The sequence below is a fragment of the Stenotrophomonas sp. 2694 genome (assembly GCF_040548715.1).
Taxonomy (GTDB): domain Bacteria; phylum Pseudomonadota; class Gammaproteobacteria; order Xanthomonadales; family Xanthomonadaceae; genus Stenotrophomonas; species Stenotrophomonas indicatrix.
This window is the reverse complement of the sequence record NZ_JBEPSG010000007.1, coordinates 146,161-171,408: the sequence shown is the minus strand read 5'-3', so window position 1 is coordinate 171,408 and position 25,248 is coordinate 146,161. Positions and strand designations below refer to the sequence as shown.

Annotated in this window: 25 protein-coding genes; 15 read left to right on the top strand and 10 right to left on the bottom strand. The window is 60.4% G+C overall.

All coding sequences use genetic code 11. The annotated features are described in order from the left end of the window. Positions 1–118 precede the first annotated feature (118 nt). The 5 genes from ABIA73_RS11230 (at position 119) to ABIA73_RS11210 (ending at position 4,736) form a co-directional block, all read left to right on the top strand. The gene (locus ABIA73_RS11230) at positions 119–562 is read left to right on the top strand and encodes a hypothetical protein (protein WP_354275812.1); all 444 of its coding nucleotides are present in this window, start codon (positions 119–121) and stop codon (positions 560–562) included. Between the two features lie 136 nt (positions 563–698). After that, positions 699–1,889, top strand: a complete 1,191-nt coding sequence (locus ABIA73_RS11225; RefSeq protein ID WP_354275811.1) for an efflux RND transporter periplasmic adaptor subunit — start codon at positions 699–701, stop codon at positions 1,887–1,889. After that, positions 1,886–3,850 carry a MacB family efflux pump subunit gene (locus tag ABIA73_RS11220; protein ID WP_354275810.1) on the top strand — a complete coding sequence of 655 codons (1,965 nt, stop codon included), beginning with the start codon at positions 1,886–1,888 and terminating at the stop codon, positions 3,848–3,850. The genes ABIA73_RS11225 and ABIA73_RS11220 overlap by 4 nt, the downstream gene beginning before the upstream one ends. A 90-nt stretch (positions 3,851–3,940) precedes the next feature. Continuing rightward, entirely contained in the window at positions 3,941–4,327 is a 387-nt protein-coding gene (locus ABIA73_RS11215; protein WP_354275809.1) for a hypothetical protein, read from the top strand. A gap of 31 nt (positions 4,328–4,358) precedes the next feature. After that, positions 4,359–4,736: an EF-hand domain-containing protein gene (locus tag ABIA73_RS11210; RefSeq protein WP_354275808.1), complete on the top strand. Its 378-nt coding sequence runs from the start codon at positions 4,359–4,361 to the stop codon at positions 4,734–4,736. A gap of 45 nt (positions 4,737–4,781) precedes the next feature. Here the strand turns inward: ABIA73_RS11210 and ABIA73_RS11205 are convergent, their stop codons facing one another. The 5 genes from ABIA73_RS11205 to ABIA73_RS11185 all read right to left on the bottom strand — a co-directional run bounded on the left by ABIA73_RS11205 (position 4,782) and on the right by ABIA73_RS11185 (position 8,729). Further along, entirely contained in the window at positions 4,782–6,104 is a 1,323-nt protein-coding gene (locus tag ABIA73_RS11205) for a Smlt3024 family type IV secretion system effector (protein ID WP_354275807.1), read from the bottom strand. A gap of 19 nt (positions 6,105–6,123) precedes the next feature. Then, positions 6,124–6,987, bottom strand: coding sequence for a Smlt3025 familytype IV secretion system inhibitor (locus ABIA73_RS11200; RefSeq protein WP_354275806.1), 864 nt, complete (start codon positions 6,985–6,987; stop codon positions 6,124–6,126). A gap of 136 nt (positions 6,988–7,123) precedes the next feature. Next, positions 7,124–7,708, bottom strand: a complete 585-nt coding sequence (locus ABIA73_RS11195) for a hypothetical protein (RefSeq protein WP_354275805.1) — start codon at positions 7,706–7,708, stop codon at positions 7,124–7,126. Between the two features lie 78 nt (positions 7,709–7,786). Further along, positions 7,787–8,212 carry a hypothetical protein gene (locus tag ABIA73_RS11190; protein WP_025878744.1) on the bottom strand — a complete coding sequence of 142 codons (426 nt, stop codon included), beginning with the start codon at positions 8,210–8,212 and terminating at the stop codon, positions 7,787–7,789. Between the two features lie 109 nt (positions 8,213–8,321). Continuing rightward, complete coding sequence (locus tag ABIA73_RS11185; RefSeq protein ID WP_354275804.1) at positions 8,322–8,729, bottom strand: hypothetical protein; 408 nt, start codon at positions 8,727–8,729, stop codon at positions 8,322–8,324. A gap of 639 nt (positions 8,730–9,368) precedes the next feature. Here ABIA73_RS11185 and ABIA73_RS11180 point away from each other — a divergent pair. The 7 genes from ABIA73_RS11180 (at position 9,369) to ABIA73_RS11150 (ending at position 17,074) form a co-directional block, all read left to right on the top strand. Beyond that, a complete protein-coding gene (locus ABIA73_RS11180; RefSeq protein ID WP_301864679.1) occupies positions 9,369–9,818 on the top strand; it encodes a hypothetical protein in 450 nt (149 codons plus the stop codon). 648 nt (positions 9,819–10,466) lie between these two features. After that, positions 10,467–11,105 carry a hypothetical protein gene (locus ABIA73_RS11175; protein WP_218787711.1) on the top strand — a complete coding sequence of 213 codons (639 nt, stop codon included), beginning with the start codon at positions 10,467–10,469 and terminating at the stop codon, positions 11,103–11,105. Next, positions 11,102–12,574 carry an XVIPCD domain-containing protein gene (locus tag ABIA73_RS11170; protein ID WP_301864680.1) on the top strand — a complete coding sequence of 491 codons (1,473 nt, stop codon included), beginning with the start codon at positions 11,102–11,104 and terminating at the stop codon, positions 12,572–12,574. The genes ABIA73_RS11175 and ABIA73_RS11170 overlap by 4 nt, the downstream gene beginning before the upstream one ends. Positions 12,575–12,829: 255 nt before the next feature. Beyond that, a complete protein-coding gene (locus ABIA73_RS11165) occupies positions 12,830–13,096 on the top strand; it encodes a hypothetical protein (RefSeq protein WP_088100248.1) in 267 nt (88 codons plus the stop codon). A 219-nt stretch (positions 13,097–13,315) separates the two neighbouring features. Then, complete coding sequence (locus ABIA73_RS11160; protein ID WP_301864686.1) at positions 13,316–14,494, top strand: tyrosine-type recombinase/integrase; 1,179 nt, start codon at positions 13,316–13,318, stop codon at positions 14,492–14,494. Positions 14,495–14,543: 49 nt separating this feature from the next. Further along, positions 14,544–16,208, top strand: a complete 1,665-nt coding sequence (locus tag ABIA73_RS11155) for an AAA family ATPase (RefSeq protein WP_354275803.1) — start codon at positions 14,544–14,546, stop codon at positions 16,206–16,208. Between the two features lie 14 nt (positions 16,209–16,222). Next, complete coding sequence (locus ABIA73_RS11150) at positions 16,223–17,074, top strand: DNA adenine methylase (RefSeq protein ID WP_301864689.1); 852 nt, start codon at positions 16,223–16,225, stop codon at positions 17,072–17,074. A 301-nt stretch (positions 17,075–17,375) separates the two neighbouring features. Here ABIA73_RS11150 and ABIA73_RS11145 read toward each other — a convergent pair whose 3' ends face one another. Further along, positions 17,376–18,308 (bottom strand): aromatic alcohol reductase, encoded by a 933-nt coding sequence (locus tag ABIA73_RS11145; RefSeq protein WP_301864691.1) that lies wholly within the window; start codon positions 18,306–18,308, stop codon positions 17,376–17,378. Positions 18,309–18,402: 94 nt separating this feature from the next. Here ABIA73_RS11145 and ABIA73_RS11140 point away from each other — a divergent pair, with 94 nt between their 5' ends. Further along, the gene (locus ABIA73_RS11140) at positions 18,403–18,843 is read left to right on the top strand and encodes a winged helix-turn-helix transcriptional regulator (RefSeq protein WP_279209018.1); all 441 of its coding nucleotides are present in this window, start codon (positions 18,403–18,405) and stop codon (positions 18,841–18,843) included. On the opposite strand, the gene ABIA73_RS11135 is transcribed toward ABIA73_RS11140, so the two are convergent. After that, on the bottom strand, positions 18,837–19,346 hold the full coding sequence (locus ABIA73_RS11135) for a hypothetical protein (RefSeq protein ID WP_301864693.1): 510 nt from the start codon (positions 19,344–19,346) through the stop codon (positions 18,837–18,839). The two genes, ABIA73_RS11140 and ABIA73_RS11135, sit on opposite strands and share 7 nt — an antisense overlap. 270 nt (positions 19,347–19,616) lie before the next feature. Between ABIA73_RS11135 and ABIA73_RS11130 the strand changes: the two genes are divergently transcribed. Then, positions 19,617–20,102: a hypothetical protein gene (locus tag ABIA73_RS11130; protein WP_301864694.1), complete on the top strand. Its 486-nt coding sequence runs from the start codon at positions 19,617–19,619 to the stop codon at positions 20,100–20,102. 531 nt (positions 20,103–20,633) lie between these two features. Here the strand turns inward: ABIA73_RS11130 and ABIA73_RS11125 are convergent. The 3 genes from ABIA73_RS11125 to ABIA73_RS11115 all read right to left on the bottom strand — a co-directional run bounded on the left by ABIA73_RS11125 (position 20,634) and on the right by ABIA73_RS11115 (position 23,445). Then, positions 20,634–21,083 carry a BLUF domain-containing protein gene (locus ABIA73_RS11125; protein ID WP_301864696.1) on the bottom strand — a complete coding sequence of 150 codons (450 nt, stop codon included), beginning with the start codon at positions 21,081–21,083 and terminating at the stop codon, positions 20,634–20,636. 481 nt (positions 21,084–21,564) lie between these two features. After that, on the bottom strand, positions 21,565–22,179 hold the full coding sequence (locus tag ABIA73_RS11120; protein ID WP_301864698.1) for a hypothetical protein: 615 nt from the start codon (positions 22,177–22,179) through the stop codon (positions 21,565–21,567). 333 nt (positions 22,180–22,512) lie between these two features. After that, positions 22,513–23,445 carry an SOS response-associated peptidase family protein gene (locus tag ABIA73_RS11115; RefSeq protein ID WP_354275802.1) on the bottom strand — a complete coding sequence of 311 codons (933 nt, stop codon included), beginning with the start codon at positions 23,443–23,445 and terminating at the stop codon, positions 22,513–22,515. A gap of 625 nt (positions 23,446–24,070) precedes the next feature. On the opposite strand from ABIA73_RS11115, the gene ABIA73_RS11110 reads away from it, so the two are divergent. After that, positions 24,071–24,658, top strand: a complete 588-nt coding sequence (locus tag ABIA73_RS11110; protein ID WP_354275801.1) for an SEL1-like repeat protein — start codon at positions 24,071–24,073, stop codon at positions 24,656–24,658. Positions 24,659–25,248: the final 590 nt, after the last annotated feature.

The following is a 25,248-nucleotide window of genomic DNA, read 5'->3' as shown; positions in this document are numbered from 1 at the left end:
ATCCCGCGCGACACCAGCTACATCTGGTTTGACCGCGGCTGCGTGGAATAGACGCTCGCATGCCGATCGCGCGCGCGGACTGCCGCATTGGCCACAGTGGCTTCGCGCGATCCCTGCGGTGAAGCGTCCGAACGTGCTGATGCGCCTTTTTGCCGCGCTGTTCCTGTTGCTGCCCGGCAGTGCACTGGTGGTTTCGACGCACCACCATGCACACGCAGCCCTGACCAGCGCAGTGCTGCTCTTCGTCGTCGCACATGCCGTGCTGCACGCGCTGTCCGCATGGCGATCAACTACAGCGCGAACCCTCCCTGCTGCTCTGCGCAACATGGACAGGCATGCAGCGTGGATGATGCTGGCCAGCGCGTGGGTCCCGCTGGCGATACATCGCGTGCACGCGCAGCCGACCAGCACACTCGCTGTCGCAGGTCTGGTGATCGGCACGCTGTGCCAGCTCTGCAGCATGCGCGTGACGTCCAACCGCCTTCGTAGCGCGCTGCTGGTGCTGGGCAGTGCCTTGCAGTTCGTCGCCGTGGCGCTGGTCATCGCCATGGAAGTGACCTGACAACCACGACAGCGCCGCAAGGTTCACGCAATCCATCACCTTGAGACTCGACGGCCATCCACGCCCGGTACCCGGCGCGTGCATCTCTCCTGCCGCGAGGACCACCGATGACCTGCCCCTTCTGGATGCTGTGCGAATGAGCACGGCACCGCGTAAACACCGCCGACTGCTGATGACCGCCGGTGCCGTACTGTGCACTGCCATTGCCGCCTGGTTCTGGCTCCGACCGGCACCGCCACCACCGCTGCAGTTCGCGCCCGTGGTGCGCGGAAACATCGAACAGGTGGTGGAAGCCACCGGCACCCTCAAGCCATCGCGACTGGTGAGCGTGGGCGCGCAGGTTTCCGGACGCATCGAAACCCTGTACGTGAAGCTGGGCGACAAGGTGAAGGCAGGTGACCCGATTGCCGACATCGACTCCCGTACCCAGCGCAATGCACTGCTGAGTGCGCAGGCAGCGCAGCGCACCGCACGCGCCAACCGCGATGCACTGGCCACCGATCTGCGCCAGCTCGAACTGACCCTGCGGCGGCAGCAACGGCTGGTCGCATCGCAGCTGGTTGCCCGCGCCGACTTCGACGCAGCCACCGCCAAGGTGGAGGCGACACGCGAACAGATCAAAGCGCTGGATGGAGAGATCGTGCAGCGGCAGACCGAGGTGGACATCGCGCAGACCAATCTGGAATACACCCGCATCACCGCGCCTACCGATGGCACGGTGCTGGCGGTGGTCGCCCGTCAGGGGCAGACGGTGAACGCGGTACAGAGCGCACCCACCATCGTCATGCTGGGCAACCAGGACGTGATGACCGTCTATGCCGAAATCTCCGAGGCCGACGTTGTGCACACCACGGTCGGCCAGGAAGCCTTCTTCACCATCCTTGGCGATGCGGGCCGCCGCTACAGCAGCACGCTGCGCGACATCGCGCCAGCGCCCGAATCGATCACCAACGAAGATGCATCCAGCCTCACGTCACCGGCGTTGTCCGCCGGCAGCCGTACCGCCATGTACTACAACGGCCAGTTCGACGTGGACAACAGTGATGGGCGCCTGCGCAGCTACATGACCGCCCAGGTACGCATCGTGCTCGGCCGTGCCCACAACGTCCTGACCATCCCCTCCGCCGCGCTGGGTGCGCGGGCCGGCGATGGCAGCTACAGCGTGCAGGTTCGCGGTGCAGACGGGCGCGCCGTGGCGCGGCGCATCGCCATCGGACTGGATGACCAGATCCAGGTGGAAGTACGCAGCGGCTTGAAGCAAGGCGAGCAGGTCGTTCTTGCTCAAGCCGGCGACGAAGACGCCGCCGCACCCGCGCAGTGCGGATGAGCGCCCCCATGAGCGAGCCTCTGCTGAGCGTACGTGGGCTGCGCCGTGAATTCGCCGCCGGCGAGCAGACGCTGGTGGTACTGGACGGTGTGGACCTGGACATTCATGCCGGTGAACTGGTGGCCATTGTCGGCCAGTCCGGCTCGGGCAAGTCGACGCTGATGAACATCCTCGGCTGCCTCGATCGGCCCTCTGCCGGCGAATACCAGATTGCAGGACGCCAGACCGCGCAGATGTCGCCCGACGAACTGGCCGAACTGCGCCGCGAACACTTCGGCTTCATCTTCCAGCGTTACCACCTGCTGGCCGACCTGACCGCGCTGGGCAACGTGGAAGTGCCGGCGATCTATGCCGGCATGCCCTCCACCGCGCGCCACGCGCGGGCCGCCCAACTGCTGGCGCGGCTGGGCCTGGGGGAACGCATGCAGCATCTGCCCGGCGAGCTGTCGGGGGGCCAGCAGCAACGCGTGTCGATTGCCCGCGCACTGATGAATGGCGGTGCGGCGATCTTCGCCGACGAACCGACCGGCGCCCTGGATACACAGTCGGGCAAGGAAGTGATGAAGATCCTCGGCGAGCTGCATGCCGAAGGCCACACCGTGGTGCTGGTGACCCATGACATGGCGGTGGCCGAGCACGCCCAGCGCATCATCGAGATCCGCGATGGTCGGATTGTCGATGATCGTGCCACGGGTGCTGGCTCGGCAGCGGGCATGGCGCCGACCGCGATGCCGCAACGCAACGATGGCATCGGCTGGCAGGCCGTGCGTGATCGCTTCTCCGAGGCCTTCCGCATGGCCCTGCGCGCCATGAACGCACACCGCATGCGTACCTTCCTGACCATGCTCGGCATCATCATCGGCATCGCCTCGGTGGTGTCGGTGGTCGCGCTGGGTACGGGCGCGCGGCAGGCCATCCTGTCCAACATCTCTTCGCTGGGTACCAGCACCATCGAGATCTATCCAGGCTCCGGCTTTGGCGACCTGCACGCGGCGCGGGTGGAGACCCTTACCCCAGGTGACAGCGTGGCCCTGGCCGGGCAACCGTTCGTGGACAGTGCCACCCCTGGCGTAGCCACCACGGGTACCGCGATGCGCGGCAACCGCTCCGCCAGCGTGCAGGTGCAGGGCGTCAGCGAACAGTACTTCCGCGTGCATGGATTGAAGCTGGGCGAAGGCGCCTTCTTCGGCGCGCAGGGTGTGGCCGGCTACCAGCAGGTGGCGATCATCGACGCCAACACCCGCGCGCGCTTCTTCGCCGCAGCCGAGAACCCCATCGGGCAGACCCTGCTGCTGGGCACCGTGCCGGTGCGCGTGGTGGGTGTAGTGAAGAAAGATGCCGGCGCCGCCGGCGACGCCTCGCTGCTACGGGTATGGATGCCCTACACCACCGCCATGGCGCGGGTGTTGGGCCAGAGCCATGTATCCAGCATCACCGTGCGCGTATCCGATGCGATCAGCATGGAAGCGGCCGAGCAGGCCATCGCACGATTGCTGACCCGCCGCCACGGCAGTACCGACTTCTACATGAGCAACAACGCGCAGATCCGCCACTCGATTGAACAGACCACCGGCATCCTCACCATGATGATCAGCTCCATTGCCGCCATCGCGCTGGTGGTCGGCGGTATAGGAGTGATGAACATCATGCTGGTATCAGTGACCGAGCGCACCCGTGAGATCGGCGTACGCATGGCCGTGGGGGCGCGGCGCAGCGACATCCTGCAGCAGTTCCTGATCGAGTCGGTGCTGGTGTGCCTGCTTGGTGGTGTGCTGGGCATTGGCGTGGCGTTGCTGCTGGGCGCAGTGCTGGCACTGGCCGACGTGGGCTTCAGCCTGGTGTTTTCAGCAAGTTCAATCATCGCGGCGTTCGCGTGTTCCAGCCTGATCGGCATCGGCTTCGGCTTCCTGCCGGCACGTCGCGCGGCGCAGCTGGATCCGGTGGAAGCTCTGGTCCGGTAGGCGCTGCAATTACCTGTCGTGACGGCAGGTTCGCGCAATGTCTGCGGTGTGTACTGCAGCTACCGACGATGTCCGCACAGGAGCTGGACGATGTTTCTGAAAACAGGAAGGACTGTGCTGCTGCTTGTGGCGGCCGCACAACTGCTGGTGCTGCTGCCCTACTCGGGCGATGCCCATGCGCAGCGTGGCGACCGCCACAACCCGCAGTGGAACCAGGACTATCGTGACCGCGAGCGCGATGACTGGCAGCGCCGCGAGCGGGAACGCGAACGTGAGCGCCGACACGACGCCAAGGCCACAGGCGTAGTGGTGGGCGTCGTGGGCGCGGCCGTGGTGGCGGGCGTGATTGCGGCAGCGGCGAAGCGCGAGCGGGAAACACGCGATCGCGCCGATTACTGCATGAACCGCTACGGCAACTATGACCGCCGCACCGACAGCTATCGCGACCGCGATGGCTACACCTACCCCTGCCGCTGACTCCCTCGCTCAAGGACTACATGCAATGCATATGAACAAGACCGCCCTGTTGATCGCGCTGTGCGCCGCCCCGCTGCTTGCACAGGCGGCGCCAGCCGACCCGAAACAGGCCTATATCGATTCCACCTTCACCGCGATGGACAGCAACAAGGACGGTCGCGTCGACAAGGGCGAGTTTGCTACGTATCAGCAGGCACGCTTCAGCAAGCAGGCTGACTCGATCGATGCCGCGTTCGCTGCGATGGACAAGAACAAGGACGGAAAGATCAGCAAGGAAGAATCGACCGTGGTGCCGGAAATTGCGAAGTACTTCACGGGACTGGATACCGACGGCGATGGCTACCTGTCGCTGAAGGAAATGCAGCAGGCGATGGTGGCGGCGCAGACAGCCGACGCACCGGGGAAGTGACGGGTGCGGGGGCAATGGGAATACCCCACTGCCCCTTGCTGTGCACTATGCCAGGCGCATTGCCGGATGCTCGCGCACCTGGTTGTCCAGTTCCTGCTGCTGACGCTGGGACTGGGCCTGTTGCCGTTCTGCACTGGCCAGCTCCAGACGCTGCAACGACTGCTCTACCGGCGTCTGCACGGCCACATCGGTGTGCATGGAAGCCCTCAGGTGTGCCGGGTCGTTCATCTCGCCCTGCACCACGAACACGTTGCGGCCAGCTGGGCTGTCCGCCGTCTGCGCGCTGAGCAGCACATGGTCGGCACGGTCCAGGTTGTTCTGCCGGGCCAGGACCATCACGCTGGCGGTCAGACGTTCACTGCTTTCATCCGGCGTGCGTCCTGCTCTGGCATCGATGCCGGCGACATGCCCGCTGACCTGCTGCAGCAGACTGTACTCGGCGTGGCCCGGGCCAATGTCCGCCAAACGCGTTGGCGAACGCTGGGGGCCTGGCATGCCATCGACCGATGCAGTGAGCGGGCTGCGGGTGATGGAGCGGTAGGGATCTTCCGGGTGGAAGTGGGTGGCCTTCTGCTGGCGCTCAAGGCGGACTTCGCGCGCGTCGTTGAGCTCGGCGATGCGGGTCGGATCGGTGACATCGCGTTTGATCAGCAGGCCATCCAGTGAGCGAAAGTGAACCCACTTGTTGTCCTGTTCGAAGTACAGCGAAAAATCGTCATGCCTGCCGATAGCATTGGGACTGACTGCAGAAAGCTCGCCAACGGCTTGGAACTCATGCCCACCGAGCTTCGTCAGATACTCCCCTCCCGCCTTCCAGCCCAACTGGGTAATGGCATCCACGCTGGTGTTCTTTACGCGCGGGATGCCAGCCCCGTCGTTGTCGAGCATGTTGCTCCAGATCTGCTCGAGCTTCTGCGGGCCACTCTTTTCCATTGCGGCCTGAAGCAGCACGCGGGGTGTCCAGCAATTGGGATCCAGATGATGCTGATCGAAGGCGCGATCATGGGCCAGCATCACGTCAGCCCCAGGCAGGTTCAGCGCCAGGTCCGGGCGGCGTTCGGCCATCCACTTCTGCCGTAGCTCCAGATCTCTATCAAGCAGTGTCTGCCCAAACGATTCCCACTGGCGCTCGGTCAATTCGGCGTTCGGAAACCGGGAACCTTCATCTTGCTGCGTCCTGGCAACGCTTTGCGCGTAGCTGTTCGCAACCCTTCCTGGCAGGCTGTCATTCCTGACGACACCCAGTGCCAGCGTTCCGTACCCGTCCGCGCCCGGCAGCTGCGACAGGTAGTTCCAATAGAGCTCGCGGTTGCCATCCTTGGCATAGCTGCCAAGGATCCTGAGGTCATGTTCGGTCAATCCACTCATGCCTGAATCCTTCCTTGGATCAATTGGATCGGGTGCGCGTGATGACATCTCTGATAGCGTCTTCCATACGCTTCCAGTCCTTCAGGAAGGCTCTCTTGTAGTCCAGGGTGACGGAGAGCTTGTTTTCACTGTCCACGAAGTAGTGAACACAGCCGGCGGCAACCTCACCTTGCACGCTGATCACCTGATCACCCTCCAGCCGCACGCCGTCCTGACGAAAGCCCTCGGCATCACACTTGATGAACGTGCTGATCCGGCCATCGGCCTGGCGTGCGACGTACCAGTCCCTTTCGTAAGCTGGATTCCTGACGGGAGCCTTCCCATATCGCGCCTCGTAGCGCTTTGCGAACTCTTTCATTGCCGCCTCGTCGATGGCGTACGGCGTCAATCCCATCGTCTCAGACAGCGGGATTCGGAGATCGAGCCTATCCCTGGGATCTCCGCGTTCCACCGAATCCGCCTCGGTAAGAGCCTCGTTGGACGCGTAGCGCTCCATCAAGCCCTCGATGGGAACGCGATCAACGTAATTGATCCGAACGGAAATTTCCTTGCGGAAATCATTGGTCCTTGGATTAGCCCGCGCCCCCGGCAACGTCGGCGTCATGTCCGGCCATTCAATGACCAGCGAAACGCCTTCACCGGGCCAAGGCGCAATCTGGCTGTCCAGATAATTGGCAGGGATGCGGAAGGTATTCGGCCCCAGCTTCACATCCACGGGCGCGTCGGTGTAGGTGTGGCCGTTGAGGGTACGACCGGTCTGCGTTGCGCCAGGCATGACGGGATTCCTTTCATGTTCGGTGGATGGCGGTCGTGCGCAGGCACTGGCGCTGACAGCGACGGCGATTGCGAGTGCCAGGCACCGGCCGGAGGACATCGGGTGCATCGGGCCATTCCATTGCAGGGTTTGGCTCCACTATAGAAAGATTGAGATCGGTGGAACAGGCCCCGGGAATATCCCTTCAGGCATTTCGAACACTTCCGAAGTCGGCGTGACCTCGGTCCTCCGGTTCACAGACTGCTCAACGATCGAGCGACCCGGGATCCAGGTTCCGATGAATGAATCGACCAGCTTCATCCCACTCGGGCGGTGAAAGGTCCATTGATTCCGGATCGACAGCGTATTGATCCTCTGTCAGCGCCTGCAGGCTCTGCTGAATCGCTGTACGGAATGAGGAGACGTCAAAGTCCTTCGGCTTGCGTGACTGGCGACTCCAGTTATCGACCGCGTACAGTAGAGTGGAGCTATAGGCACCCCATTGAGCGACTGCATCGAGATGGCAGACCTGCGTCCATTCAAGCTGACCAACCGCCAGGAACGCGTGTTTGGATCGGTAATAGCGCGTTAGATCGCGTGTCGCCGCCATGGATTGCAGAACGGCTTCATCGTCCAGCGCACCGCCCATGCGATGCATCTCAAATCCGAAAATGAAACGGGTAACGGCGGTACCGAACTCCTGGGCGGCCAGATCCTTCTGCAGGTGCGCTTCTACCCGGTTGATGTCGATCCGCCAAAGTCCTTGACTGGCATCGAAACGCCATCCCTCCCTGAGGGCAGTGGCTTCGAAACATCCAGTTGACCAGGTTATCCGGTGCTGGAATTCCATCGGGGAATGTTCCTCTGCGATCCGTGCAAGGGCTACAAGAGGCAGCGCGTCGGCTTTGCCGGGAAAATGCCCCGCAACTTACTGGTCTCGGGTCAGGCGAAGATTACCGTCGGAGGGAAGCAGCACGCGGTACACCTGACGCTCGCCCGCGCCCAGCGTCAGATTCTGCGAGGTGGAAATGTTCGGGCAGAGACCACCGCCCGTTTCCAGTTTGAGGAAGTAGGCTCCCGGAACAACATGGAGCGTGGCTGCCTCGCCCTGCCTGATTGCCATCACCTTCTCGTTGTTGAGAGAGATGTCATGCGAGCAACCGGAGCCAAAGTAACCTTTGTCACGGCTGATATAGATCGTCGCCGAGCGCTCAGCAGACTTCTGCAAGTACTGCGGCAGGTAGACCCGCTCGGAAGGGATCGGTTTGGCCTGGGCCTCCGTCACTGGCACCGTAGAGCATCCGGCCAGCGAGAAAAGAGCGGCTGCAAATGTCAGCGCTACGACGTTCCTCATCCATTTCCCCAGATCGTTTTCCCGGAGTTTACCTGAGAGTCCAGCGGATCAGAGGGCGGGGAGCACGGGTTCACCGCCCTCATCCTGTCCGTGGCAATGCGCCGGCAAGTCAAGGGTCAAGACAGCGCTCTACCTGTAGTGACAGCGCCTCGCAGGCATCAAAAAGACCATCGACCAGCGCTGCTGACGGATAGGAGCCCGGATCGTCGTTCTCCCGCGCTACGTGTGCGGCGTGCAACATGGCAGTGAGCGCGGTGATGCCCGATGCGCTTCGAGTGGCCAAGGCCAAGTCGAAAGCACGACCGGGCGTGAGGCGGTTTTCGGACCACGGTGTGCCGTCCGCACGATGGCCTTTGCCGTGGCCTTGCAGGAACGTGAAGAACGCAGAGGGAGGCGCGGACTCGGCGACATCGCTGAGTGCGTCTTCCATCTTTTCGGCGAGAGCATTGGGAAGATCGCGCACGGCATCGCCGAGCAGCGCGTGCAGACGGGGATAGTCGGGAAGCAGGTCAGGCATGGCAGCAACCTCGCGGTGTAGCCACCTGCAGATGCAAGGTGGCGGACGGTGCGGGTTGGCGTGCCGGATACGTACCACTAAAGCCGGCGGATCGAGAGATCCCCACGCACCGCCCGCCATGGACTGGCAGACGGTGCATTGTCGTGATTACAGTTGCGGCTGCAACACGATCCGTAGTGATACGTAAGTTCGGGACGCCAATCCCGGCCGAGGCGGGTGCCTTGGCGAGGCCATGGTTGACTCATTGCGACGGCGATGAAAAGCAAGGAAAGCTCGTGTCAGTGCGCACCTGCGGATGTTGCGTCATGAGATGCCGACTTGCGCATTGAATGGCGCACTTTGCATACCGGATACCGCTGAGGATCTGGACGGGCCATGCGCAGCGTAGCGTCATAAGCGACACGTACCGCGTGAAACGCTGCGAGATACGGCCACACCCACCCTCAATGCGCAGAACGTCGCAATCTGCCCCGTCCGCGCTTGGTGTCTCGATCCGTCAGGGTGTCGTGGATACTTACAGAAAACGCTTCCACCGCAAGGGCTCAAAGGCCGCCCAGTGACGCGCTTACTCCATGGCCATCAAGTCCGCTACCGCTCATGTCAGTAAGGTCGTCTGCTTCAATCGATTTGGAGCTGACCGTGAATTTCACTTCCTGGCGCAACATTCTCGTCGCCGCTGGTGTGGCTATCGCACTCTCTGTGGTGGCCTACAAAGACCATCATCGCCATGCCCTTACCGACGGGCTCGACGGGCGGGATGCCGTGGGCCTGGTCACCGAAGTCACCTGGGACGAGCGAAAGGGGCGAGAGAACAATTTCGTCCTGAATGTCGAGTTCGAAACTGAAGACGGCCAGGAGCGGGTGGAGAAGATTGCGGTATCCAACAGGCTCGGCAATCAGATGCGTGCTTCCGACGAGGCCGAGGAGATTGATATCCGCTACTACCTCCACGATCCGTCCGTAGCGGTGGCCGCCGGAGATACTGACAATTCACTGCTGATGCTGTGGCTGGCCATTGCCTCAGGACTGGTCGCGCTGGGCCTGGCTACGGCGCGGCTCCTCAAGGGGCGGAAGGTTCAACCCGCCTGAACCAGCGCTCTTGAATCGTCAGCGACCGCTCGTAGGTCGCTGCGACAGGTGGGCTCTACCTTGCCCCCGGACGTCCTGTCCGAGACCGTCAAGCGCGCCAGATCTACGACAAGGCCAGGCCGCCTTCAAGCGAGGCTCAGTGCTGGGGAAGAGGCGCCGCATGACGACGGAATGGGCCAACTTCTGCGGGTACGCCTTGCCGTAGACATCCGAATGGCCCAGCAGGCTCTCACGCCTCAATCATCTGCGCCGCCATCGGAAAATAGCCATGGGGTAAGGCATTCTGAATGTGTGGTCCAGCGCTCATACCTTGGCATGAAGGGGCGAGACCTTGGAGCCCAACCGATGCGGGCCGTATAGTCAGATGACGCAGAGCAATGGAGCGCCGGTGAACATCGTCTCGCAAAGCCCCGAATCATCGGGTCGCATGGATGAAGGCCATGGAAATGAACAGTCAGCGAGACCAGGGCTGTCGCGTTTGCCCCCAGGTCTGGCGCAAGGCGCCGTGTCCCACAACGGAACCCCGTGTCGGGCCCACAAGCGATCAGGCCAGCCCTGTCTGCGGTTTCACGCTTTGAGAACCATGCTCCGTAGTCGCCCTGTACAAGCCTACCCCCGTAGTACTTCAATCAGCGACATGGACCGCTCATGCTGAAATTTCTTCCAGCCCTTGCACACGTGGCATTGATCGCGTTGATCACCCTGGCCGTTCCGGGCTGCAACAAGGAACGCTCGTACCCGGTCTACCGCGAGAATCCCGCACCCAAGGATGCGCTGCCGATTGTGATCCGGGTCCATGACGCGCCTGTGGACGTCCCAACCCCAAAAGTAACCGTCTTGTACGAGATAGACCCGCTTTGCCTCCCCCCGATCAACAACTACGAGGGCGTGCATTACGAACCTAAGTGGCACTCTGTTCAATTGCAGGTACAGCGCGTCAGCCCAACCGATTTCACCACCACAGCGTTCAAAGATGGGATGGCGGTCGCTGACTATTACGGGCGTGGCCCATGCAAATGGACGCCAAACACCCTGCAAGCTGCATTCCCAATGATCATTGATGGGCGCTCAATCTACGCAACAGTCGGCGTCTCTTTCCGGAGAATTGAAGAGGAAGGAGGCTCTACTACTTACGTAGAGAAGGCACTAAAACCCCTGATCCCAGGGCAGACACCTGAACGGGCGTGGACATTGTCTAAGACTATGTTCGATAAGCGCCCACTCGCTGATCACCCGAAGTACTTCCCAATTGAGATCTCCACACGGATTCAAGGAGACGCTCCATGAACCCTATTACCAGCGCCACGCTCTCGGACCATGCCTACAATGAGCTATCTCCGGATGCTACGTCCGTCACCATTGCAGGAATCGAGTACGAGATATTGGCTAGACGGGATTCCAGCACCGGCTACCAAGGTATTGTCTATCGCAAAGTTGAAACCGACGAAGTCATCATTGCCCATCGCGGCACCGAGTTCGATCGTCAGGCACTGCTTGATGGCGGCATCGACGCTGCGATGGTTACCGCGAGAATCAACGCACAACTCGACGACGCCCTGGCACTGACCCGGCAAGCTATCAAGCTGACCGATGAAAGGGGGATTGGGGCCGTGTACGTCACCGGCCATTCACTGGGTGGCGCGCTCGCGCAGATCACTGCACACCATTACAACCTCCCCGGCGATGCCTTCAATCCTTACGGTGCTGCCGGGTTGGCCTACCGCATGCCCGAAGGCCAACCCGCCAATGCGGCGCCCTTCACCAACCATGTGATGGCAGGCGACCTGGTCAGCGCTGGCGGCCCGCACTACGGTAAGGTTGAGATGTACGCGCTCCCGAAGGAACTCGAGGTTCTTCGCAACGCCGAGCAGGGCCAACGCGTCGCGTCCCTCGTAGCACCCGGATTGAGGAGCGGCCACGCCATCTCCGCTGCCGTGGCGGTCCAGCTGGGTGACTCCCATCGAATGGTTCATTTCCTTGACCGTATGACCGAAAAGGGGCCAGTGCAGTCCGTGTTGGATGACCCCAATGCCCGGGTTACAGATCCTGAAGACCTGCGCCGGATTGCCGACTACCGCAGTGACATCCACCAACTGCGCGCGGGAGTCACGGTGCTTGCAGGCGGTGGACCCGGACTCCTGCGCGACGGGATCAATTACCTGCGTGGCACCGAGGATGCTGGCGCCTACGCTCGCCGCGAGGCCGAAGCGGAGCAACAGCCCCGCAATGCGCTCAAACCCGGTGAGCGACTGGTCCAGGACCCAACTGACAAGGGCTCTCCCTCTCTCAGCAATCCGGGCTTCTCTCCCAAGAGCCCGTTGCAGCAAAGCATCGAATCCACCTTGGACAAGGCAGGCTTGGATCCCAGGAAGGAAGGCCATCCTGACCATTCGCTCTACCGGCAGATTCGCGACGGCGTATCCGCCGTGGATGCCAAGCACGGGCGCAACTTCGATGAAACCAGTGAGCGGATAACAGCCAGCTTGCTGGCAACGGCCAAGAACAGCGGCCTGGAGCGCGTGGATCATGTGGTACTGGGCAACCCGCCCAATAACGAGTCTGGCCCGCGCATGTTCGTCGTGCAGGGCGAACTCAACAACCCGGCACACCTGCGCGCATCGGTGGCGGTCAGCGAGGCGGTCAACACGCCCGTAGAGCATTCGCTTGCCAAGGTCGAACAAGTTTCACAGGCGCAACAGGTCGCGCAGCAGGATCATGCCCAAGAGCAGACGCGAGCAGCGATGCGCATGGGCTGAACGCAGTCAATCAGAGGCGATGTGGATCGGTAGTCCACCTGCAGAATTCATCAGCGAAACGCCCATCTGATAGTCAAACTCAGAGGTACTTAAGGCGACCTGCTGGCGAAAACCGACGTTCCTGTAGAGCCATGGACGAGGGTACCTCGGCTTCCTGTAAAGTCGCGCCAACAGAGCGAGCTTTCGCGCTGGGACAGGTCTTTTCTACAGGGAGGGAAGCATGTATCGCAGAACCGCATAGGTGCGATCAACGGAATGCGCGCCGTGGGCGTCATGGTTGACGAAAAGATGGCCGCCCATCTCAACACTGCTGAAACGGTGACGTTTGCCTTGAAGCCAGGTCGGCATCTGATGACCGCAACGGTGCTTGAGGCCTCCGGCCTGTGCGCGCTGGGCGTGACCAAGGCTGCGATCGCCAGGCAACGCTCCATCGAGATCCTCGTGGATGTGGACACCACGCGGAAGTATCGGCTTTCCTATCCGACGGTTGATTCTTCTCCGGTGATCGAGCCTGCGTTCTGACGACATTGTGTCGTTGCTGCACAAATGCAAACGCCCCTTTCGGGGCGTTTTTGCATTCTTGGCGGAGAGAGTGTCTGAGTTTAGGGCGTTCCCTAGCTTCCGTGCGCCTTCGCTAAACCAGTCTCAGCCCTTGCGCCAGCTAGGTTTCACCATCCGGGTTCGTTCGCAGGCTTTCGTGTGAAGTCGCGTCTGCCGGGTGGGTACATGGATGGGTAGGAAATGGGATTGAAGATCAATCGTCTGACGGCGAGACGGGTGGCCACGGTTACCGATCCGGGCTACCACGCCGACGGCGGCGGCCTGTACCTACAGGTGACCGCCTCGGGTGCCAAGAGTTGGGTGTTCCGCTATCGCTTTGAGGGAAGGCGCCCAGAGATGGGGCTTGGCCCGCTGCATGTGATCGGTCTGGCCGATGCGCGGGCGGCGGCTGATGCCGCGAGGAAGATGGTTCAAGCCGGGCAAGATCCCCTCGCCGGGCGGCGCGCAGCCTCGGTGGCCACGTCCTCCATCCCGACGTTCTGGGAGGCAGCCGTCGCTTACATCGCAGAGCGACAGGCCGGGTGGACCAACCCTAAGCATGCCGGCCAGTGGAGCAGCACCCTGGAAACCTATGCCAAGCCGCTACTGGGGGGACTGCGGGTGGATCGTATCGAGACCGACCACGTCCTAGCCGTACTGCGGCCGATCTGGACAACCAAGACCGAGACCGCCAGCCGGGTGCGTCAGCGAATTGAGGCCGTGCTTGATGCCGTCACGGTCCAGAAGAAGCGCTCCGGGGAGAATCCCGCCCGCTGGCGTGGGCACTTGGCCATGATCCTCCCAAAGCCGACGGCGGTGACGAAGGTCGAGAACTTTGCCGCCCTGCCCTATATCGAACTGCCGTCCTTCATGAAGGCGCTGCGCTCTAGACATGGCGAAGCAGCGCGCGCATTGGAATTCACGATTCTAACTGCGGCTCGGACAGGTATGACGCTGGGAGCCGCGCCAAAGGAGGTGGATCTCGCTGCCGGAACGTGGACCGTACCTAGCAATCGCATGAAAGCCAAGGTGGAACATACGGTGCCGCTGTCCAAGCCCGCGCTGGCGCTCGCCCGACCACGTATGGAGAGGGCCTTGTTGTTCCCCAACGAGCTCAGCAACGATCCACTCAGCGAGAACGCCATGCTCGCGCTACTGAAGCGCATGGGATACGGGCACATCACCGTCCATGGGTTCAGGTCGTGCTTCAAAGACTGGGCTAGCGAAACAACAGACTATGCCGATGACCTGTCGGAGGCCGCCCTAGCGCATCAGATTCGCGATAAGGCCAAGGCGGCCTACAAGAGAGGAAGCATGTTGGAAAAACGCCGCTTGCTCATGGAAGCCTGGGGAAGGTTCGCTCAAGGGCACGGGAAATGACTATCTTGTTAAGATCGTGTATAGAGTGTCCTGTCGCGCGGTTAAGCGCATGGGAGACGTCGTTGTGGCATTGGAAGATGGAAGGATCCTTGTTCGGTCGATCGAATTCGGCCAACCCCCGTTCAGAAAGCTCGGCAGCATGAGGATTGAATTTGCTGAGCGGGTGACTCTCATTGCGGGCCACAACGGAATCGGCAAGTCGACAATCCTTGGCCTGCTAACGAATACCTTTGGCCTGACCGGGGCCGAGCACAAAACTTTCTTCGGCGAAAGCTACTTCAAGAATATCGAAAAGATTGTTTACATTGCGAAAGAAGAAGCGGAAGCCTCAAAGGCGAACCCCAAGTCTAATCCGGTGGTTTCAGCCTCCTTCGGAAATATCATTATTCGAAAGCGATGCAGTATCACCGAACGGAAGCTGTGGAATCGCGCGCGGGTAGTCCCCCGCACAGTAGACGCCGATCCGAGCGACCCAGTGGGCCATTCGGCAAAGATTCCGCTCCCGACGATATATCTCGGCATGCGCCGCCTAGCTTCAATCGGGGAGACTGGTGACGTTGATCTGTCCAGCTCCCTCTTAAGCATGGATGAGGCCGATCGAAAAGTTATCGTTGATTTTGTCAAGTCGGTTATTCTTGGAATATCCGTAAATGACCAAGTCACGCAAACTCCGGTAAAAGCAGCGGGAGTGGTTTCGGTTCAGCCAGGTTTCGATGCCCACGATGCCATGGCAATCTCAGTTGGACAGGATAGCCTCGGCAGCATCGCTACAGCTTTCGCATCTTTTAGTAAGTTAAAACGAGATCTGGGCGACGCCTACCCTGGCGGCCTGTTAGTTATTGATGAAATTGACGTTGGGTTCCATCCGCACGCCTTAGAGCGCTTGGCCAAGGCAATTACCAAATACGCGCGGAAGTTCGATGTTCAAGTGGTTGCCACGACACACTCCCCGGCGCTTATCGAGTGCATCCACCCATCCGGGGGCGGAAATCAGAACACCCCGGACGCTGTCATTTACCTTCTTGACACAAACACTCCTCGAATCGCCGAGGATCAGTCATTGAAGTCCATTCTGGCAGATATGTCTTTGCGACAGGATATTCCTCCAGCAGTATCGAAGCCTAAACTCGGCATTTATTTTGAGGATGAAGAAGGTCGCCAGTTCTTCGATGAGCTGTACGGCAGGGGAAGGAAGATCTCGATTTCCAGACGCGCGGGAGTTTCGATTCAACCGATCGCACTCGGCGTCGGCGGGTCAAATTTACTCCAACTCCCTGACCATGACCCGATCTTCCGGGATCGCATTCTTGTTGTTGACGCCGATACAACAATCCCCAAGAAGTCCCGAGATCGCGGAAATACGGCGAAACTACCCTGCCCACCTGGTGCGCAAGGCACTGATAGATCGCCGGAAAATATGATCATCAACTTCCTTAAGGAACTGATGGACGCCAAGAGCGGTCCCTATTATAATTTGATGCTGAAAATAAATGTAGCCAACCCATCGAGCGATAAAATTCGATCAAAGTTCTTCTCGGATGAGGTCAAACTCAGCGACAGGGTTTCAACCAAGAAATGGTGGATCACTCACTGGCCTACATTGAAGTCTTGGAAAATTATCGACCTCTGGATAAGTCACCACTCCGCTCAAGTTTCCACTTTCATAAGCGACTTTGAAGCAGCGGTAATACGCACTGCCACTCGCCTCCAATAACGTTCAAAGGGTTTATGTACTCGAACAAGCTCTACACGCCACTACGATATCCCGGGGGGAAAGCGAGATTCGCTCCTCTGGTTACCGAGATCATTCAAAAGAATGACCTTGGTGGCGGCCATTATCTCGAGCCATATGCCGGGGGCGCCGGGCTGGCACTGATCTTGCTAATGGATCAAGTAGTCGAGCACATCCATATCAATGATTTTGATCCGGCAGTAGCAGCCTTTTGGCGCGCTGCTGTGAACGATGGCGAGCGTTTAATTGAGCTGGTTGCCAACGCTGACGTTACGATGGAGGCTTGGCATCACTGGAGGGCGGTGATGCAAGGAAAGACACCCGCCGGCGGCCTGGAGCGTGGCTTCGCTACGCTCTTCATGAACAGGACTAATCGCTCGGGGATTCTAAAGGGTGGCGTCATTGGAGGAAAAGATCAGGCGGGCGTTTATAAACTCGACGCCCGCTTTATGCGTGACAAGATTTGCAATCGACTGCAGCTAATACACGATAAGCGCGACTTCATTCATGTATATGAGGAGGATGCAATCTCCCTTCTCAGGCGCTGCGCTACAGTAGTGCCCAAGAAGACCCTCGTATATCTTGACCCTCCTTACTACGTGAAGGGTGCCGGCCTGTACAGAAACTCATACAAGCACGAGGATCATTCAGAAATAGCAGATTTCCTAAAGACCGGGGAGCTCGGTCTTCCTTGGATTACCTCGTATGACAATGCGACTGAGATACGAGAGATGTATGCGAACGAGACGAGCGTTACATATGGGCTAAATTACACCGCTCAACGCCGCTATGTGGGCGACGAGGTTATGTTCTTTAGCGATGAACTCTCGCACGTCCCTGTTAGCTAATCCAAGCTTGAATGCCATTGGGCCTTGCGGGTAGCCAACTAGACTAGAGATCTATGGCCGGACAATTCCCACCTCGGGCCCTGACCAAGCGCTCATCGGGCTCTATGCGCCGAGCCTCGTTACCATCTGCGACTGGCGCGGCTCCAGCGCTTCCTTGACCCGCTCCAGCTCTCTTGTCCTCGCCTCAGCCAGGCGCCGGGCCTGCTGCAGCTGCGAGGCCACGGCAATGCCATGCCCAAAAGAAAAGGCACCGGATCCCGGTGCCCTTCTTAGAAGCCAGCAACTTAGAAGCCAGCAACGCCTACGAGGTAGTGAGGTTGGCCCTCATCCAGTCCCTGACGCTTTCCAGCTTCGCTCCGGTCTTCGCGTTGAAGGTCTTTTCCATTCCCCAAGATACGCCCCTGCCCTGAGCGAAGGCAGCGCGGTACTTCTTGATCATATTCGACGGGTCGTCTGCCAGCTCCCGAATCAATCGCGGAACGTCCCACACAGCGAAGTCGAAGGGGGTGCCAAACTGCTCCTCCAATATGGCCGGCAACGCTTCATACCGAATCGTGTCACCCGCAAGATAGACGATCTCGTTGCGAATCGCGGGCGTATGGAAGACGATCTGAGCGGTCATTGCGCCAATGTCATCCGGCGTGGTGAGCGTCACAGCGTTAGTCGGCGAACCCAGGGCATTCACCCTCTTTCCCTTAAGATCGATGACACCAAATTCGGGCTCGAAAAGATAGCTCGTGAACATCCCGGTGGAAATGACAACCCAGTCCATGGCGGACTGAGAACGCAGATAGTCGCGCACATCGAGCTGGGCATCGAACAGATCCTGCGGACCACCTCGCCCGATTGCGTCGAAGTCCACACCGAACTGCCAAGGGAAGTACCTCGGGATACCCGACTTCACTGCAGCACGCGCAACCTTCATCGGCGTGTCGCGGCCAGCCGCGTAACCCGTGCAGCCAATCACGGTGTCGTACTTGGAGAACATGGCCGCCAACTCGTCCACAGTGGCAGCCACTAGGTCGCCAGAAACAATGGCCACACCCAGCGAGCGGATTTCATCAACCACAACTCGCTTCTCAGGCAAGTCCGAAGCAATGGAAGCGGATCGGAGCATCACGCTGATGCTTGCGCCGTGCTCCTTCCCTAGACGGGCGAGATTCCGAATAACTGGCATTCCGAGCTCACCGGCACCCAGGACCAGGATCGCGCGGGATTGGATCGGGGTAGACATTCAAACCACCATGTGTGTGTACGATGGCGGCGATTCTGGCCCCCTCCTCATCGCGACGTAAGAAGGCACACCGATGATACCGACCGTACCGTTCATGAGTTCTGACGAGCTCCTGCGGCATTCCCAATCGATATGCGACGGCATGAGCGCGGACGACGACGGCCTTCGGCGCGAGGTTCTTGCGCACGCTGGCAGCCGCTGGTCGCTTGGCATCATTCATGCCTTGGGCGTGTACGGAACACTGCGTCACGCCGATGTTGCGCGGAGGATGAAGGGAATCACCCAGCGCATGCTGACACGCACCCTCCGCCAGCTGGAAAGGGATGGCTTGATCTACCGACACGATTTCCGAGAAGTTCCCCCTCGCGTTGAATACAGCATCACCCCGCTGGGCAAAGACCTTCTAGTTCTGATGATTCCCATGTGGACTTGGGTCGTGCAGCACGCCGAGGAGTTCCGACACTGCCGCGAGATCTACGACAGCAACCACGCCTCCCTTGTACCTGACTCGCCTGAAGACAACGAGTCTCAATAGCGGGGAATCACCTCTCCTCGTTCCTCCCTCACCCAAGCCTTCAGCGGGGCCTTCGCTCTGGGCTTCGTCACCGCCGGCGGACGGATTGGCGCCAAGGCTTCCTTGACGCGCTCCAGCTCCTTCGCCCCCGCCTCGGCCAAGCGCCGGGCCTGCTGCAGTTGTTCGGCTGTCGGCGGAAGGCCGGGCAACGGCGGTAGAAGCTCCCTCGGGGAGTCGTCCACCATCCGAGCCACAGCGGCTCGCAGCCGCATCTCTGGGTAGAGCCTGGCCGCGCACCACCGCTCGGCGTACCGCTTGCCCTGGTCGACGCTCGCCGCCCATACATCCTTGGTCTGCCACATCTTCCGGGCATCGAGATGCACTCGCACCCCGCGCTCCTTCGCCGGCGAAACCTGGGCAATCTGCCGGCCGCCCCACCACAGCACCCAGGTATCCCTCAGCTGGACCCAGCCAGAGGGTGGTGGTGCTGAGCGGAAGCCTTGGTAGCCGTGCATCGGGAGCATGGGCGGAAGGATACGGCTGGGCGTCGCACAGCCTGCGAATCGCCAAGTTCCCAGCCTGAAGCGCTCACACTTCGACACGTGTCACATCGCTGGCCACCGTGGGGCTTTACCTACACCGGCCCGGGCAGTTTTCCGATTGCACCTATGCACAGGTGTTGCGACCGTGCAGCGGCAGTGCAGCACTACCCTACTCATGGAGAGATGGAAGTGAACTCATCGCATAACGATTGCAAAACTGCCCGCTCGAACCCTCGCCGACTGTTGTTGGGCGTGTCCCTTGCCCTGTTGTCAGTCGGCTTCGCTCAGAGCGCGTTCGCCGGTCAGTGGGTGCCAACGGGTCGCCTGCTCTGGGTGGATTCAGAGACCATCCAGCCTTATCCGGTGGCCTATACCAATTTCTGCCAGGGCGGCGTGGATGGGCCCAGCGGCGTCTACACGTACGGCGACTGGGGTCCGGAAGGGCTGGGCTCGTGCCCGACCGACGCGTACACCGGTTTTCAGAATATGAAGGGCACTGTCGGCAGCTGTAGACCAGATCCCGAAGCCGTTGGTGGCGGCTATTCCTGCGAGGAATACCACTACACCTTCAGCGGTCAATCTTTCCCAGGCCCGATGCCGGCGACCTGTAGCTCGCCGGGAGCCTATGGCGTCGGCAACTACTACCGTACAGAGCTTGTGTACTTCGGCTCTGGCGACAATCCCAACGACTACTACGACAGGTACTTCCAAAGCTCGACCGAGTACGTTTGTCAGTAGTCGGCCCTCCTGGCACCCAGTTGTATTGTCCCCGCGCCAGCGGGGACAGCTCACGCTTCCACCAAGTAAGAACCGCCCCCGACCAGAGACCGAAGACAGTGCAGCCGGAGCAAGGATGCCGTCGAAGCCCAATCAGGGGTGCCGCAATCAACAAGGGCTCTACACTCGGGCGAGCCGGCGCATAGCGCAAAGCTCCAGCACAACGGAGGCTGTAGACTTCGGCACCATCAAAAGGACGCTAAGGAAACGAGCATGGCCGACACAGGGTTGTTCCTCCTCAGCGACGTTCTGGGGCAAGAAGACGACAGTGGTCGGCTGCTGCAGGTAACCCAAGTCGTGTGCCGCTGTCTGCAGTGCTCGTCCCGGTTCACCGGACGGCCCGATGAAGGGCTCTTCGATCTCCCCGGTGGCGCAATTCTCAGCTGCCCCAAGTGCCCAAATCGGCAGGCTATCAGCCTGGCCAGATTCGCCGACTTCTTGCAGAAGAGGGCTTGACCCTCAAACGCCCGGACCTTCTGCTGGCATCGCCGCTCAAGCGGCGATTGCGTACGGTTCGACCAGCGCTCTCAGCAGGTCCATCCCGGTCGCGCTCGCGGCATCGGAATCGCTGCGCTGCTTGAAGCCGGTCCAATCTGCATGAGCAAGGCTCCGCAGCTCCGACGGCTCGACAGGGAGCCAGCGCATCGGCCAGAACGGAAGCCGCCGGTAGCCCGCCCGGCCTCGCTGCAACTCAACCAAGGCGGAATGGCTCCGTGCGCTCAGAACTCGGGAATAGGCTACCGACAACCCATCCTCCGGCCCTTCGAGGTACTGAAGAAACCGTTCGCCATCGAAGAGCAAAACGCCTGTCACCCCGGCATCTCGATTGAACCGGCATGCATCATCTACGATCGCATCCAACTTGCCGTCAGACTGCCCTAGTCGCCCCTGCGCGATCGACGGACCTACCTCGCTCGCATACACAATGGCCCTTATGGGCATGGCGCACCTCCTCGCTGAGAGGCAAGACCCTAACAGCCGAAGCCGCAAATCGGTGTAGATGTATGGGCTGAATCCGTAACGATTCAGCTTCAAACTCTTGCTGAATTCGGACCCCCGTCACAAGATCTACTCGTCCCACCCTGCAGCATGCAATTCACCCCTCGGTACACGGCCATGCCAGACACAGGTCTTTTCTACGTTCTCAACATCGACCCGATGCGCGATCAGCAGGGGAATATCCAAAGCGTCATCGCCATCAGCGTCCGCTGTAATAGTTGCCAGCACGTCACTCACTCGACAGGCCCCAGCCTCGGATCCATGCCGGGCGGAACCCTTCTCGCTTGTGCCAAGTGCGGCGGGCGCCAGGCCGTGAGCAATGCTCGGCTGGTTGAGTGTGATCACGTACTGGGTACTCCCCTCTCCCAACCCCATAGCGCCTGAAGAGCACCGTGGGCAGCGAATCGCAGCACTGGCCTGATCATTAGAGTGGCCCGAGGTCCTTCACCACAGCCTGCGCATTCTGCAGATATCCGGCCAGCAACCGACCGCCCGCCACCACTCGCCCCACCCGACTGTTGAGCCAAGCGGCTTGGATCTTTCCGGCTGCGAGCAAATCGGCTTCGGCAAAGCTATCCGGCCTACCAGCCAGCGGTTCTCCAGGCGAAGCCAAGCCCCCCTCCAGGGGCTGGACCAATGTTTTGCGCGAAGTGTCGCTCTTCGCATACGCCGTGGCCACCATCCTGCCGCCCTTCGGTGACCAGCCCCCGAGCACCAGCTCCGTGCCGAGCTGTTCGATCGGCAAGCCGGCCTCGCTTGCCGCCTTCTCGTAGCTGGGCCACAACTGGTCCATTACCAGGCCGAGCTCGGCGGATAGCTGCTCCATCGTGAAGTCCGCGCGGTAGCTGGCCTGCAGGACCAACTCATAGATGCGGAGAAAGAACTGGGTAGAGCCCCGCGTGGCCAGCACTAGGTTGTGCTGGGGGACCAGCAACAACTTTGCACCTGAGGAATGGGCACCCGTGCGGGCATCCTCAGCAAGGGTATCCACCGCGACTGCGAGGTGGTCACGAGTGAGCAAAACATTGAGGATGCTCATAGCGGGCCCGTTTGGTTGCTCGCCAACTATCGCTTCCCCGCCAATCCCTGTCGAGCCCGCCATGAGCGCAGAAATCACCGAGATCCTAGACCGCCTTCATGCCTGCGAAGCCGGACTTGAGGTGCATCGGGGCTACCTCAAAGCGATGGAGTACGCTCTCCGTGTCTTGGTTCTTACCCATCAGGATCCAGACGCCCTACTCCACACATGGACACGGCTGCTCCCCTCGATTGCGAGTACTCACTCAGGCGACGGCGGTCCAGTGTTTGTCGCCGCATTCCAGCAATCACTGACGGTTCTAACCGAGCAGATTGGGCTAGATAGCAAAGAACGCTAAGCCGCCAGCCGGTGCTCGTAGAACGGGTGCCGCTTGTCGTCAAAGATCCGGTACAGCGCCGCCAGGTCGGCAGGATCAGGGTTCAGCCAGGCGTCGACGTGCTCGGGCTTGATGTTGATGATCGTCCGGTCGTGGCCAGCGGCGGCCACCTCGGGTTCCGGGTCGTCGGTGATCGCGGCAAACGACAGTAGATCCGGCTCCTTGCCGGCCGGGTCCACCCAATGCGACCACAGGCAGGCCACCAGCATCGGCTCGCGCGTGCGCGGGGTGAACTGCACTACCTGGTTCTTGCCGTCCGGCCCCTCCACGTTCTCGTAGAAGGTATCGACCACCATCAAGCCGTGGGTGTGGCCGAAGGCTGGCGCCCAGAACTTCTCCAGGCTGTCGCGGCGGGCGTTGTAGGTGCCGGGGAAGCGCTGATCGTAGTTGGCCGGCTTCCCAGCTAACCTGCACTGGTAGCGCATCGGCTTGATCGTCAGCTTGCCGCCTTCAGAGACGATCACCGGGGCGTAGATCCCGGGAAAGATCCGGCTGTCCCGGTCCTTGCCTTCGGTGCGCTTGAGGCCGGCCAGCTTGCCCATGGCGCGCTCGATCTTGTTGCCAGCGATCCGCACGTCCTCCCGGGCCTTCTTCGTTTCCTTGGCCTGCAGCGATCGCTCGGCATCGGCCAGACGTTTCCGGTTGGCAAACAGCTCCTGTTCGAGGATGGTGGCCTCGGCCTGGTTCCATTGCTGGATCTCTGCCCACACGGCCCGCTCTGCCGGGCTGGCGCCGGCACGGAAGGCGTCATCCATCGCCTTGGGGGTCTTCGGGCGCTTCTTACCCGGGTCGTGGGCGTACAGCGCGACGAACTCCTGCAGCGACACGGTGGCACCGGTCATGCGGACCAGCTTCTGGTAGGCGGCTTCGATTTGGGCGGAATAGCACATGCTCGTAATCGAGCTCCTTCGGGCGTTCAGTTGGCGTGATCTTGGCCTCTGCACCCTCAAGTATCGCCAGCCGGCTCTTGAACGAGCCGACGCACTCAACCATGGCTGCCTCATGCAGCTGCAGCTCCCGGAGAGCGGTCACAAGGTGGGCGATCAACTGAGCTACGCCTAGCGATCCAGCCGGCAAAGAGCGGTGCGTAGGGCTTTCCCTACACCAATCCGAGAAAACCACCTATCGACTTAGGCAAAAAGAGCTGGGATGGTTTGAAAAATGAAAGATTTATGAACAGCAGAGTCGTGATGCTGTGACTTGCTATCGCGCTAATCGCAAAGGAAAAAAATGAATCAGAGAACCAGAGTCTTAATTCTCTCTGCGTCGATCATCGTGGTCGCAGGAGCTATCTGGTACGGCTTGACATCTACGCCGAAGGCCTCAATTGGGCCCGCTTCCCCTTCGGATTCCGCAAGCCATCGAGTGCAACGCTCGTCGGGAGACGCGGCCATCCCCCGCTCTGCTACGACAACCTCGGCGCCAAGCTCGCCGGCCAACAGAGCGATCCGGATCAGACAACTATCCGGAAAAGCCTTTGCAGTTGAAGACTTTGGCCCGATACCGAGTGGCACTGTGGACCAAGTAATTGCAGAGCTTTCGCCGCAGGCCCTCGCCGGTGATGCCACAGCCTCCTATGGAATATTTCTAAAGCTCAACCAGTGCGCCGACGTAACTCGACGCGCATCCCGAGGAGCGAATTTAGGCGTAGCTGCCGATGTCGCCAAGGCCTGCATGGATATGTCGGCAGAGACTGAAGCAAGTTCCAGCAAATGGCTATCCCTTGCTGCCGAACAGGGGAACATTGGAGCACGTCTCCTGTATTCAGCCGACTCCGAGTCAGCTCTTGGCGGACCCGCTGAGCTCCTCCGAGATCCGGATCGCACCAAGGAGTACAAGCAGAAAGCCACTGGCTATCTGCAAGAGATGGCATCCCAAGGAAACGTAGATGCGCTGCTACAACTTGGGAATGCCTACCACGCTGGGGTGCTTGTCGACGGCGACCTGGTCACAAGCCGAGCATATTTCGAAGCCGTTCGACTGGCTGATCCTTCGATCGTCCCAGCTTTGCAAGTAAGCACTTTGGACAAGGCACTGAGCGCACAACAACTATCAATGGCTCTAAGAAAAGGAAATCAAATACATGATTCGTGCTGCCGATAGATCCTCATTCAGAATTCCTCGAAGGAAGGCGGTATTCATTCTAGTTGTCGCCGGAGGCCTAGCACTTGCAGCTAGTACTCTTGCTTTCGAACGCGGCCCATACCTTTGTACTGATTGCGCCGTAGCTTCGCCGGTTCCGGACGCAAGAACACTAGAGACACTAAAACGTTCGCGCGCTCCGATTGACTACGTACCGCTATTCGCATGGGCGACGGGAACGACCTACCAGATCTGCAACCCAACCCATTGCACTGTCTATCATGAAAATTTCGAAGGAAACTGGGTAGGCGAAGGTCAAACCGTGCGGCAAGGCGAGCTTCCTCAACCCATCGATGAAGGCGACGGCGGGGGCGGTGGTGGGGGCGGCATGGGGGATGGGGGCGGGCCTGGCGTGGGCGGCGGTGGGTTCGGGGGAGGGGAATGTTCCGTCCACCCCAGAACCGGGAATGCCTGCTCCACGGTGAATGGCATCAGCCACTGCCAAACATTCGATGACAGCTTTGTGGACTGCGGATTCGGCTGATCGCTAATCGCTGATTCTAGAAACCAATCTAGGTCGCCTAGGGCTTGCGTGGCACCGGGCGACCTTC